This window comes from Streptomyces sp. CB02058 (genome assembly GCF_001905505.1).
Lineage (GTDB): Bacteria > Actinomycetota > Actinomycetes > Streptomycetales > Streptomycetaceae > Streptomyces.
The window spans coordinates 1,452,807-1,465,964 of record NZ_LIPG01000001.1; the positions used below are offsets into that span (position 1 = coordinate 1,452,807).

Annotated in this window: 8 protein-coding genes; 6 read left to right on the forward strand and 2 right to left on the reverse strand. The window is 70.9% G+C overall.

The features are described from left to right. Positions 1–186: 186 nt before the first annotated feature. Together AMK10_RS06710 and AMK10_RS06715 are read left to right on the forward strand one after the other, a co-directional pair. Positions 187–4,047, forward strand: coding sequence for an AAA family ATPase (locus tag AMK10_RS06710; RefSeq protein WP_073745714.1), 3,861 nt, complete (start codon positions 187–189; stop codon positions 4,045–4,047). A 252-nt stretch (positions 4,048–4,299) separates the two neighbouring features. Further along, complete coding sequence (locus AMK10_RS06715) at positions 4,300–5,718, forward strand: sugar porter family MFS transporter (RefSeq protein WP_073745716.1); 1,419 nt, start codon at positions 4,300–4,302, stop codon at positions 5,716–5,718. Positions 5,719–5,814: 96 nt separating this feature from the next. Here the strand turns inward: AMK10_RS06715 and AMK10_RS06720 are convergent, their stop codons facing one another. Beyond that, complete coding sequence (locus tag AMK10_RS06720) at positions 5,815–7,206, reverse strand: purine-cytosine permease family protein (RefSeq protein ID WP_073745718.1); 1,392 nt, start codon at positions 7,204–7,206, stop codon at positions 5,815–5,817. A gap of 109 nt (positions 7,207–7,315) precedes the next feature. Between AMK10_RS06720 and ftsY the strand changes: the two genes are divergently transcribed. Next, positions 7,316–8,521 (forward strand): signal recognition particle-docking protein FtsY, encoded by a 1,206-nt coding sequence (ftsY, locus tag AMK10_RS06725; RefSeq protein WP_073745721.1) that lies wholly within the window; start codon positions 7,316–7,318, stop codon positions 8,519–8,521. A 63-nt stretch (positions 8,522–8,584) separates the two neighbouring features. Here the strand turns inward: ftsY and AMK10_RS06730 are convergent, their stop codons facing one another. Further along, positions 8,585–9,232: a bifunctional DNA primase/polymerase gene (locus AMK10_RS06730; protein ID WP_073745723.1), complete on the reverse strand. Its 648-nt coding sequence runs from the start codon at positions 9,230–9,232 to the stop codon at positions 8,585–8,587. 423 nt (positions 9,233–9,655) lie between these two features. Here AMK10_RS06730 and nsdA point away from each other — a divergent pair, with 423 nt between their 5' ends. From nsdA to AMK10_RS06745, 3 genes are all read left to right on the forward strand, one after another. Then, positions 9,656–11,128, forward strand: a complete 1,473-nt coding sequence (nsdA, locus tag AMK10_RS06735; RefSeq protein WP_073745725.1) for a transcriptional repressor NsdA — start codon at positions 9,656–9,658, stop codon at positions 11,126–11,128. A 336-nt stretch (positions 11,129–11,464) separates the two neighbouring features. Next, positions 11,465–12,817, forward strand: a complete 1,353-nt coding sequence (locus AMK10_RS06740; protein ID WP_073745727.1) for an ammonium transporter — start codon at positions 11,465–11,467, stop codon at positions 12,815–12,817. Next, complete coding sequence (locus AMK10_RS06745) at positions 12,814–13,152, forward strand: P-II family nitrogen regulator (RefSeq protein ID WP_033304048.1); 339 nt, start codon at positions 12,814–12,816, stop codon at positions 13,150–13,152. Before AMK10_RS06740 ends, AMK10_RS06745 begins: the two co-directional genes overlap by 4 nt. Positions 13,153–13,158: the final 6 nt, after the last annotated feature.

Genomic DNA, 13,158 nt, shown 5'->3' on the forward strand with positions numbered 1-13,158 from the left:
CCGTCACGCAAGGCTGTGCGCGGAAGGCTGTACACACAGCGCCGCGCGAGATTCACAAGGGACGCCTCGGCGTCCCTTCTTTCTTTCCCCCCTGGACCGTCACCGGCCTGTCGCTCTTCGCTTACCGTCTGATGTGCCCTGCACCTTCATCAGCGAAACCGAGAGTGAAAGGTAGAGTCCGGCGGCGTGCACCTCAAGGCCCTGACCCTCCGTGGTTTCAAATCGTTCGCCTCCGCCACCACCCTGCGGTTCGAACCGGGGATCACCTGTGTCGTCGGTCCCAACGGGTCCGGCAAATCCAATGTGGTGGACGCGCTCTCCTGGGTCATGGGAGAACAGGGAGCCAAATCCCTGCGCGGCGGCAAGATGGAAGACGTGATCTTCGCCGGGACCACCGGAAGGCCGCCGCTGGGCCGCGCCGAGGTATCGCTGACCATCGACAATTCCGATGGTGCGCTGCCCATCGAGTACGCCGAAGTCACGATCACCCGGATCATGTTCCGCAACGGCGGCAGCGAATACCAGATCAATGGGGACACCTGCCGGCTGCTCGACATCCAGGAACTCCTCTCGGATTCCGGTATCGGCCGTGAGATGCACGTCATCGTCGGCCAGGGCCGTCTGGACTCCGTCCTGCACGCCGACCCGACGGGGCGCCGCGCCTTCATCGAGGAGGCCGCCGGTGTGCTCAAGCACCGCAAGCGCAAGGAGAAGGCGCTGCGGAAGCTGGAGGCGATGGGGGCCAACCTCGCCCGCGTCCAGGACCTCACCGACGAACTGCGGCGCCAGCTCAAGCCGCTCGGCAGGCAGGCCGCCGTGGCCCGCAGGGCCGCGGTCATCCAGGCCGATCTGCGTGACGCCCGGCTGCGGCTCCTCGCCGACGACCTGGTGCGGCTGCGGGAGGCGCTGCGCAGCGAGATCGCCGACGAGGCCGCCCTGAAACAGCGCAGGGAAGCGGCGGAGGCCGAACTCAAGGCGGCGCTCGCCCGCGAGGCGGACCTGGAGGACGAGGTGCGCCGGCTGGCGCCGCGCCTCCAGCGGGCCCAGCAGACCTGGTACGAACTCTCGCAGCTGGCCGAGCGGGTACGCGGCACGATCTCGCTCGCCGACGCCCGGGTGAAGAGCGCCACCGCGCCGCCCGAGGAGGAACGGCGCGGGCGGGACCCCGAGGACATGGAGCGCGAGGCCGCCCGCATCCGCGAGCAGGAGGCGGAGCTGGAGGCCGCCCTCGAAGCGGCCGAGCACGCCCTGGAGGACACCACCGCCCACCGCAGCCAACTGGAACGCGAGTTGGCGGCCGAGGAGCGCAGGCTCCGGGACGCCGCCCGGGCCATCGCCGACCGGCGCGAGGGCCTCGCGCGGCTCAACGGGCAGGTCAACGCGGCCCGGAGCCGGGCCGGTTCGGCGCAGGCCGAGATCGACCGGCTGGCCGCGTCCCGGGACGAGGCGCAGGAGCGGGCGGTCGCGGCGCAGGAGGAGTACGAGCAGCTCAAGGCCGAGGTCGAGGGCCTGGACGCGGGCGACGCCGAGCTGGCGGAGCGGCACGAGGCCGCGAAGCGGGAACTCGCCGAGGCGGAGGCGGGGCTGAGCGCGGCGCGGGAGGCGGTCACCGAGGCGGAACGCAGCCGCGCCGCGCTCTCCGCCCGCCATGACGCGCTGTCGCTGGGCCTGCGGCGCAAGGACGGCACGGGGGCCCTGCTCGGTGCGGGGGACCGGCTCCCCGGCCTGCTCGGACCGGTCGCGGAACTGCTCACGGTGGCCCCGGGGCACGAGGTCGCGGTGGCCGCGGCGCTGGGCGCGGCGGCCGACGCGCTCGCCGTGACGGACCCCTCCGCCGCAGCGGACGCGATCCGTCTGCTGCGCAAGCAGGACGCCGGGCGCGCGGCACTGGTGGCGAGCGGCACGGGAACCGGGCAGGTGCCCGCGCAGGGAACCGAGCCGCTGCCGGAGCCCGCCGAAGCCTCCGCCGGCCAGGTGCCCGGCCAGACCTCTGGACCGGAGCACGGCACGGCGGCCCCGGCGGTTCCCGGGCCGGAGCGGAGCACCGTCCCCGGGAGGGCGCAGGGCGCGGTGCCCGGCCCTGCGCAGAGCACGGCCGCGCACGGCGACACGTACGGTGCCGGGGACTTCGGGGCCGAGTACGGCCCGTCCGTTTCCGGGTCCGGATACGGCCCCTCGGTCTCCGGGACCGGGCTCGGCGCCGCGCAGCCCGCGGCCCGGACCGCCGTCGCCCCCGGTGAGTGCGCCGCTCCCGCCGTCGCCGACCTGCTGCACGGCCCGGCCGAACTGCTCGCCGCCGTACGCGGGCTGGTGCGCGGCATGGTCGTCGTCGGCACCCTGGAGGACGCCGAGGAGCTGGTCGCCGCGCACCCCGGGCTGACCGCCGTCACCGCCGAGGGCGATGTGCTGGGCACCCACTTCGCGCACGGTGGCTCCGCCGGGGCGCCCAGCCTGCTGGAGGTGCAGGCGTCCGTCGACGAGGCGGCCGCCGAACTGGCCGAGCTCGCCGTGCGCTGCGACGAGCTCGCCTCGGCGCAGCGCCTCGCGGCCGGGCGCCGCGCGGAGTCCGCCGCAGGGGTGGAGGAGCTCGGGGAGCGCCGCCGGGCCGCCGAGCGGGAGAAGTCCGGGGTCGCCCAGCAGCTGGGGCGGCTGGCCGGGCAGGCCAGGGGCGCCGCCGGGGAGGCCGAGCGCAGCACCGCCTCCGCGGCCCGTGCCCAGGAGGCGCTGGAGCGCGCCACCGAGGAGGCCGAGGAACTGGCGGAACGGCTGCTGGTCGCGGAGGAGACCCCGGTGGAGGAGGAGCCCGACACCTCCGTACGGGACCGGCTCGCCGCCGACGGTGCCAACGCGCGCCAGACCGAGATGGAGGCGCGCCTCCAGGCCCGTACCCACGAGGAACGGGTCAAGGCGCTCGCCGGGCGGGCCGACGCCCTGGACCGGGGGGCCCGCGCCGAACGCGAGGCCCGCGCCCGCGCCGAGCAGCGCCGCGCCCGGCTCCGCCACGAGGCCGCCGTGGCCACCGCCGTGGCGTCGGGTGCCCGGCAGCTGCTCGCCCACGTCGAGGTCTCCGTCGTACGGGCGGACGAGGAACGGACCAGGGCCGAGGCGGCCAAGGCCGAGCGCGAGCGGGAGCTGACCGCCGAACGCGGCCGGGGCCGTGACCTCAAGAGCGAGCTCGACCGGCTCACCGACTCGGTGCACCGGGGCGAGGTGCTGGGGGCCGAGAAGCGGCTGCGTATGGAGCAGGTGGAGGCCAGGGCGCTGGAGGAGTTCGGCGTCGAGCCGGCCGGCCTGGCCGCCGAGTACGGACCGGAGCAGCCCGTGCCCCCGTCGCCCGCGGCGGAGGGCGAGGAGCTCCCGGACGATCCGGAGCACCCGCGCAACCAGCCGAAGGCGTTCGTCAGGGCCGAGCAGGAGAAGCGGCTGAGGGCGGCCGAACGGGCGTATCAGCAACTCGGGAAGGTGAATCCTCTCGCCCTGGAGGAGTTCTCGGCGCTGGAGGAACGGCACAAGTTCCTCTCCGAGCAGCTCGAAGACCTGAAGAAGACCCGGGCCGACCTGATGCAGGTGATCAAGGAGGTCGACGAGCGGGTCGAGCAGGTGTTCACGGAGGCGTTCCGGGACACCGCGCGTGAGTTCGAAGGTGTCTTCTCGCGGCTCTTCCCCGGCGGCGAGGGCCGCCTCATCCTCACCGACCCGGACAACATGCTCACGACAGGTCTCGACGTCGAGGCCAGGCCGCCGGGCAAGAAGGTCAAGCGGCTCTCGCTGCTGTCCGGAGGCGAGCGATCCCTTACGGCAGTTGCCCTGCTGGTCTCCATCTTCAAGGCCAGGCCGAGCCCCTTCTATGTCATGGACGAGGTCGAGGCGGCGCTCGACGACACCAATCTGCAGCGTCTGATCCGGATCATGGAGGAGCTCCAGGAGAGCTCCCAGCTCATCGTGATCACGCACCAGAAGCGCACGATGGAGGTCGCCGACGCGCTGTACGGCGTCTCCATGCAGGGTGACGGAGTCTCCAAGGTGATCAGCCAGCGGCTGCGCTGAGCCCTCGGCCGACGGCCTGAGGGGCAGTCACATTCTCTTTACTCAATCTTCAACACTTGGACGCACCTTTTGGGTGCTCCTGGGTACTTGTGAGTGACGCCTGGGCGCATATCGCGCCTTGACTTCGAAACTTGAACGAATAATCTCAGCAACGTTGTTTTTGCCTTCAAGTGGTGGTCGGCTGGAAGTTGTGCGCCACTAGGAGGGCTCACCCCCCACACCTGACGTTGCGGCCAGGTATCAGGAGTTCATGTGACCAGCACAGCGCGCGGACCGGAGTCCGGAGCCCGGGATGCCCACCCGGACCATCTCGGCCATGTCATCTTCATCACGGCAGCCGCAGCGATGGGCGGCTTCCTCTTCGGCTACGACAGTTCCGTGATCAACGGCGCCGTCGAAGCGATCCGTGACCGCTACGACATCGGGTCGGGGACGCTGGCCCAGGTGATCGCCATCGCGCTGATCGGCTGCGCGATCGGCGCCGCCACCGCGGGACGCATCGCCGACAAGATCGGCCGTATCCGCTGCATGCAGATCGCCTCCGTGCTGTTCACCATCAGCGCCGTCGGCTCCGCACTGCCGTTCGCTCTCTGGGACCTCGCCATGTGGCGGATCATCGGCGGCTTCGCGATCGGCATGGCCTCGGTCATCGGCCCGGCCTACATCGCCGAGGTCTCGCCGCCCGCCTACCGAGGCCGCCTCGGCTCCTTCCAGCAGGCCGCCATCGTCATCGGCATCGCGATCTCACAGCTGGTCAACTACGGCATCCTGCAGATCGCCGACGGCGACCAGCGCGGCGAGATCGCCGGCTTCGAGGCCTGGCAGTGGATGCTCGGAGTGATGGTCCTGCCCGCGATCCTCTACGGGCTGCTGTCCTTCGCGATCCCCGAGTCGCCGCGCTTCCTGATCTCGGTCGGCAAGAGGGACCGGGCCCGGAAGATCCTCGAAGAGGTCGAGGGCAAGAACATCGACCTCGACGCACGCGTGAACGAGATCGAGACGGCCATGCGCCGTGAGCACAAGTCCAAGTTCAGCGACCTGCTCGGGAGCCGCTTCGGCTTCCTGCCGATCGTCTGGGTCGGTATCGGTCTGTCGGTCTTCCAGCAGCTCGTCGGCATCAACGTCGCCTTCTACTACTCGGCGACGCTGTGGCAGTCCGTCGGCATCGACCCGACCGACTCGTTCTTCTACTCGTTCACCACGTCGATCATCAACATCATCGGCACCGTGATCGCCATGATCCTGGTCGATCGGGTGGGCCGCAGGCCGCTCGCCCTCGTCGGTTCCACCGGTATGGCCATCGCCCTGGCGTTCGAGGCCTGGGCCTTCTCCGCGGATCTGGTCGACGGCAAGCTCCCGACCACGCAGGGAACGGTCGCACTGGTCGCCGCCCACGTCTTCGTCCTCTTCTTCGCGCTGTCGTGGGGTGTCGTCGTCTGGGTCTTCCTCGGCGAGATGTTCCCGAACCGCATCCGCGCCGCCGCCCTCGGTGTCGCCGCGTCGGCACAGTGGATCGCCAACTGGGCGATCACCGCGAGCTTCCCCAGCCTGTCCGACTGGAACCTGTCGGGCACGTACATCATCTACACCTGCTTCGCCGTGCTCTCGATCCCCTTCGTGCTCAAGTTCGTGAAGGAGACCAAGGGCAAGGCGCTGGAGGAGATGGGCTAATCCCCGCTGCCCCTCTCCTCGACCCGCTGCCCCGGCCAGGCCCATGCCCGGCCGGGGCAGCGTCCTGTCGTGCGGCAGCCGTCCGGGGAAGGGGTGTCAGAAGCGGGCCGGAGCGGGCCCGGTCCCGTCCGCGGGGCGCGGCAGGACCGCGTACAGCCCCGCCGCGACGAGGATCGACGCCGCCCAGCCCAAGCCGTGGCGGCCGGTCCAGGTGGAGGCGAGCGGTCCGGTGAACCACTCCACCTCGGTGAAGAGCAGGCCGGCCACGAGCGCCGCGCCCCAGGCGGCCATGGCGGGCCCGCTGTATCCGCCGGCGTACCAGTAGCCGCGGCGGCCCGTGGTGTCCAGGAGCGCATCGGTGTCGTACGTACGCCCTCTCAGCAGATCCACGCCGAAGACCCCGATCCAGGCGGAGAAGGTCACGCCCAGCAAGGCGAGGAACGACATGAACGTGCTGATGAAACTCGTCGCGACCATCATCAGCAGCCCGCCGAGCAGCAGGCTGATCGTCGCGTTCACCCCCACGGCCCAGGCGCGCGGGACCGCGAATCCGAGGGTCTGTGCGGTGAAGCCGGCCGAGTACATGGACATGGCGTTGATCAGCACCATGCCGAGGACGGCGGTCAGGAGGTACGGAACCGAGATCCATCCCGGCAGGAGATCACCGATGAAGGCCACCGGGTCGTTGGTGACGGCCAGGTCGGGCGCCTCCACGGCCAGCAGCGCGCCCATCGTCACCAACGGCAGCACGGTGACCAGGGCCCCGCACGTGGTCGCCACGACCATCGCCCGGCCGGACGCCGAGCGCGGCAGGTAACGGGCGAAGTCCGGGGCGGACGGCACCCAGCTGATGCCCCCGGCGGCCAGCGTCCCGATGCCCGCGATCATCCCCGACGCGGTTCCCGCGGGCCGGTCCACGACGGACCGCCACGGCGTCGCGCCGATGAGATGGACCAGGACGAGCACGCTCGCGCCGCCGAAGAGGCACACGGAGACGCGCGAGCACGCCCGCAGCGCCCGGATGCCGAGCCCCGACACGAGGAAGCTCGCGGCGACGAAGGCCGTCAGGGTCACCAGGACCAGGGTGTGGGTGATACGGATGCCGAACAGCAGATCGAGCACGGCCAGCAGGGCGTAGGAGCCCGTGACCGCGTTGGCCGTCTCCCAGCCCCAGCGGGCCACCCACAGCACGGCCCCGGGGAAGAGATTGCCGCGCTGTCCGAAAACCGCCCGTGAGAGCGCCATGCCGGGCGCGCCGCCGCGCTTCCCCGCGATCGACACGAGGCCGACCAGTCCGAAGGCGAACACGGGGGCGAGGAACCCCACGGCCAGCACCTGCCAGAGATTCAGCCCGTTGAGGACGGTGAGCCCGGCTCCGACGGTCAGCAGCAGCACGGTCATGTTGGCCGTCACCCAGGTGGGGAAGAGGGTGCGGACACGGCCGCTGCGCTCGGCGTCGGGGACGGGATCCAGGCCGCGGTTCTCCACGGGCAGCAGCGTACCTTTACCCCCAAACGTGGCATACCGCCCATGTGTCCCGCTCGCCGTCCCACGGAACCGTGCCCGGACCACGGCGGTGGCCGATACTGGACGCGTTATGGAAATCGTCATCCTTGCTGTAGTCATCGCCCTGGTCGCGGTCGGCCTGATCAGCGGGCTCGTGGTCAGCAGCCGCAAGAAGAAGCAGCTGCCGCCCTCGGCACCGTCGAGCACGCCGACCATCACTCCTCCCGCCGAACCCCATGTCGGCGACGAAGCCGAGGCGCCGCGCGACGAAGCGCGGCGCACCATCGAGGACGCCGGTCTCCCCGGTGCCGGGACTCCCGTCGAGGAGACCCCGGTCGTCGTCGAGCCGGAGGTCCCCGAGCTCGAAGTCCCCGAGCCCACCGCGGGCCGCCTGGTGCGGCTCCGCGCACGGCTCGCCCGTTCGCAGAACTCCCTGGGCAAGGGGCTGCTCACGCTCCTGTCCCGCGACAACCTCGACGAGGACACCTGGGAGGAGATCGAGGACACCCTCCTCACCGCCGACGTCGGCGTCGCCCCCACCCAGGAGCTGGTGGAGCGGCTCCGTGAGCGGGTCCGCGTCCTCGGCACCCGTACGCCCGAAGAGCTGCGCACGCTGCTGCGCGAGGAGCTCGTCACCCTGCTCGGCCCGGACTTCGACCGTGCCGTGAAGACGGAGGGCGGCGAGGAGACACCCGGCGTCGTGATGGTCGTCGGGGTCAACGGCACCGGCAAGACGACCACGACGGGCAAGCTCGCCCGGGTGCTCGTCGCCGACGGCCGCAGCGTCGTGCTCGGCGCCGCCGACACCTTCCGTGCCGCCGCCGCCGACCAGCTCCAGACCTGGGGCGAGCGCGTCGGCGCCCGTACGGTGCGCGGGCCCGAGGGCGGCGACCCCGCGTCGATCGCCTTCGACGCGGTGAAGGAGGGCATCGCCGAGGGCGCCGACGTGGTGCTCATCGACACCGCCGGCCGGCTGCACACCAAGACCGGTCTGATGGACGAGCTCGGCAAGGTCAAGCGGGTCGTCGAGAAGCACGGCCCGCTCGACGAGATCCTCCTCGTCCTCGACGCCACGACCGGTCAGAACGGCCTGGTCCAGGCGCGGGTGTTCGCCGAGGTCGTCGACATCACCGGCATCGTCCTCACCAAGCTGGACGGCACCGCGAAGGGCGGCATCGTCATCGCCGTCCAGCGCGAGCTGGGCGTCCCGGTGAAGCTCATCGGCCTCGGTGAGGGACCGGACGACCTGGCCCCGTTCGAGCCGGGCGCCTTCGTCGACGCGCTGATCGGCGACTGACGGACGTACGGCCGTGAACGCGGAAGGGCGGTGGACCCGGAAGGGGTCACCGCCCTTCCGCGTTCACCAGCGGTGGCATATGTAGGCCAGCGTGCCCAGCAGCAGCCTTGCCTGCGGGGGAGTGGCGGCGGCGCCGGGCAGCGGCGGACGCAGCCAGCGGACCGGCCCCAGGCCGCCCAGGTCCGAAGGGGGAGCCGTGATGTACGCACCCCGGCCCAGCGCCCGCAGATCCAGATCCGCGTCGTCCCAGCCCATCCGGTAGAGCAGCCCGGGCAGTCCGGCCGAGGCCCCGGGGGCGACGAAGAACTGTGTACGGCCCGTCGGCGTCACCGTCACCGGGCCCAGCGGCAGCCCCATCCGCTCCATCCGCACCAGGGCCCGCCGCCCCGCCGCCTCGGGGACGTCGAGGACGTCGAAGGTCCGGCCCACCGGAAGCAGCATCGAGGCGCCCGGCACCTCGGCCCAGGTGTCCGCCGCCATGCCGAGCGTGGCGCCGGGCGGCACCTCGCGGGCGAAGTCCAGCGGGTGCGCGCCCGGGGCCGCGCACGCGGGGTCGCCGCAGGAGCAGGCGCCGTCCGCGGCGCGCGCGCCCGGAGCCACCGCCCAGCCCCAGAGTCCTGTGTACTCGGCCACCGCGGTCGCCCCGGCCGCACGGCCGCGCCGCCGCGTGCCGGACCGCATCTCGCGGATTCCGCCGATCGTGAAGCCCATGCCCCCTCCAACGGGTCCGACTCACCGGTGGTTACGACCCGGAGTCATGGACGTCCTCGGCCGTCGCCGGCGACACCCAGGCGCACGAGGTGGTGACACCGAGGTGCGTGACGCGACTCCCGCGCCCCCGAATGCTTCACTCCGCCCGACTGCTGATCGCGGCCTGTCAAGTGAATCGCGGTCTGTGTCGAACGGGTTCATCCGAAGGGGTGGCGAATGGTGGCGTTTCCGCAACACCCTGGCGGCGGCGGTGATCGTAGGATTACCGTCGGTACCCGAACCTGCAATTGCATGTGCGCGTGGTTATGCCCCGGGCAACCCGGTGATCTGTCCCAGGTGTTCGACACTCGTACAGGCAGCACGGAGGCACGGCATTCTGATAGAGGTTCGCGCGACAGATTTCGGCGGGATGGGGGCGTATCCGTGAGTGGCAGCGGCGCAGGCGAGGCGAATGCCGGAAAGCGCCCCAACGGGCAATTGGGATCGTGGTTCGTCCGGAGCGGCTGGTCCAAGGGCGAGCTCGCGCGCCAGGTGAACCGGCGGGCCCGCCAGCTCGGCGCCCACCACATCAGCACCGACACCTCCCGGGTGCGCAGATGGCTCGACGGCGAGCAGCCGCGCGAACCGATCCCGCGCATCCTCTCCGAACTCTTCTCCGAGCGCTTCGGCGCCGTCGTCGCCGTCGAGGACCTCGGACTGCGCGCCGCCCACCAGGCACCCTCCGTCGCCGGGGTCGACCTGCCCTGGGCGGGCCCGCAGACCGTCGCGCTGCTCAGCGAGTTCTCCCGCAGCGACCTCATGCTCGCCCGTCGCGGTTTCCTCGGCAGCTCCCTCGCCCTGGCCGCGGGTCCCACCCTCATCGAGCCGATGCAGCGCTGGCTGGTGCCCGTCGCACCCGGCCGGACCGATCCGGAGCGGCCGGCCGGGCAGAGCCGCCCCTCCAAGCTCTCCGGCCCCGAGCTCGACCTGCTGGAGTCCACCACGGCGATGTTCCGCCAGTGGGACGCCCAGTGCGGCGGCGGTCTGCGCCGCAAGGCCGTCGTCGGCCAGCTCCACGAGGTCACCGACCTGCTCCAGGAACCGCAGCCGGAGGCCACCTCCAAGCGGCTGTTCCGCTGCGCGGCCGAACTCGCCGAGCTCGCGGGCTGGATGAGCTACGACGTGGGCCTCCAGCCCACCGCCCAGAAGTACTTCGTGCTCGCCCTGCACGCCTCCAAGGAGGCGGGCGACAAGCCGCTCGGTTCGTACATCCTCTCCAGCATGAGCCGCCAGATGATCCACCTCGGCAGGCCCGACGACGCGCTCGAACTCATCCACCTCGCCCAGTACGGCAGCCGTGACTGCGCCACCGCGCGGACCCAGGCCATGCTGTATGCGATGGAGGCGCGCGCCTACGCGAACATGGGCCAGCCGAGCAAGTGCAAGCGGGCCGTCCGGATGGCCGAGGACACCTTCGTCGACGCCACGCTCGACGACGAGCCCGAGCCCGACTGGATCCGCTTCTTCTCGGATGCCGAACTGCACGGGGAGAACGCCCACTCCTACCGTGACCTGGCCTATGTCGCCGGCCGCAGCCCGACCTACGCCTCGCTGGCCGAGCCCGTCATGGCCCGCGCCGTCGAGCTCTTCGGCGACGACGACGAGCACCAGCGGTCCTACGCGCTCAACCTCATCGGCATGGCCACCGTGCATCTCCTCAAGCGCGAGCCGGAGCAGTCGACCGTGCTGGCCACCCAGGCCCTGCGCGTCGCCAAGAAGGTCAGGTCGGAGCGCGTCAACACCAGGCTCCGCAAGACCGTCGACACCGCTGCCAGGGACTTCGGCGACATTCCCGAGGTCGCCACGCTCACCGACCTGCTCACCCAGCAGCTCCCGGAGACCGCCGAAGCGGTCTGACCGGAATTCCGGCCACCGGCCACGACAGCCGCCCCGTACCACCCGACCGGCTCCCCCATTGCCAGGTCAGCGGGTCGCTGTCGTGGCCGGTTCACGTTCCCGGGCGTTCAACCCCGCCGTATGCGGCGCAGGCAGCATGGTAGGCAGCACACCGGCCCCGACACTCCTGGTTCATTGGGACGTAACACGCGCAGCGCCTTCGTCACTGCGGTGAAACATCGTGCGGCATTCGTGGAAACCGCGCTGCGCGAATCTCATGGCGCATAACCGGCCCGCACCTTTTCACCGTGGTCCCGCACCCCCGCACGTGGCCGCACCGACGACGAGGAGACGCCGATGCCCCCAGGCATCACGACGCTTGCCGCAGACGCCCCGCAGCTGTCTGCCGCCAACACAGGGTTCATGCTCATCTGCTCCGCGCTGGTGATGCTCATGACCCCGGGTCTGGCCTTCTTCTACGGAGGCATGGTCCGCGTCAAGAGCACCCTGAACATGCTGATGATGAGCTTCATCAGCCTCGGGATCGTCACGGTCCTGTGGGTGCTCTACGGATTCAGCCTCGCCTTCGGCACCGACGTCGGCTCCGTCATCGGCTGGAGCTCGGACTTCGTCGGCCTCAGCGGCATCGGCGTCACCGAACTCTGGGACGGCTACACCATCCCGGTGTACGTCTTCGCCGTCTTCCAGCTGATGTTCGCGATCCTGACCCCGGCCCTGATCAGCGGTGCGCTCGCCGACCGCGTCAAGTTCACCTCCTGGGCCCTGTTCATCACGCTCTGGGTCACCGTCGTCTACTTCCCGGTCGCGCACTGGGTCTGGGGCGCCGGCGGCTGGCTCTTCGAGCTGGGTGTCATCGACTTCGCCGGTGGTACGGCCGTCCACATCAACGCGGGTGCCGCCGCCCTCGGCGTGATCCTCGTCATCGGCAAGCGCGTCGGCTTCAAGAAGGACCCGATGCGGCCGCACAGCCTGCCGCTCGTCATGCTCGGTGCCGCCCTCCTGTGGTTCGGCTGGTTCGGCTTCAACGCCGGTTCGTGGCTGGGCAACGACGACGGCGTCGGCGCCGTCATGTTCGTCAACACGCAGGTCGCCACCGGTGCCGCGGTCCTCGGCTGGCTCGCCTACGAGAAGATCCGCCACGGCTCCTTCACCACCCTCGGTGCCGCGTCCGGCGCCGTCGCCGGCCTCGTCGCCATCACCCCCGCGGGCGGTTCGGTCAGCCCGCTCGGCGCCATCGCCATCGGTGTCATCGCCGGTGTCCTCTGCGCCATGGCCGTCGGCCTCAAGTACAAGTTCGGCTACGACGACTCCCTGGACGTCGTCGGCGTCCACCTCGTCGGCGGTATCCTCGGCTCCCTCCTCGTCGGCTTCTTCGCCACCGGTGGTGTGCAGTCCGACGCCGCGGGCCTCTTCTACGGCGGCGGTCTCGACCAGCTCGGCAAGCAGGCCGTCGGTGTCTTCGCGGTCCTCGCCTACTCCCTGGTCGTCTCCGCGGCCCTCGCCTTCGTCCTCGACAAGACGATCGGGATGCGGGTCAGCGAGGACGACGAGGTCTCCGGCATCGACCAGGTCGAACACGCCGAGACGGCGTACGACTTCAGCGGCGCCGGCGGTGGCGCGGCCACCCGCACCACCCCGCCGGCCCCCGGCACGACGGCAGCCCCGACGAACAAGAAGGTGGACGCATGAAGCTCATCACCGCAGTCGTGAAGCCGCACAGGCTGGACGAGATCAAGGAGGCCCTCCAGGCCTTCGGCGTCCAGGGCCTCACGGTCACGGAGGCCAGCGGGTACGGGCGTCAGCGCGGACACACCGAGGTCTACCGTGGAGCCGAGTACACCGTCGACCTGGTGCCGAAGATCCGCATCGAGGTACTCGTCGAGGACGAGGACGCCGAACAGCTCATCGACGTGGTGGTCAAGGCCGCCCGTACGGGCAAGATCGGTGACGGCAAGGTCTGGAGCGTCCCGGTCGACACCGCGATCCGCGTGCGGACCGGTGAACGCGGCCCGGACGCACTCTGACCGACG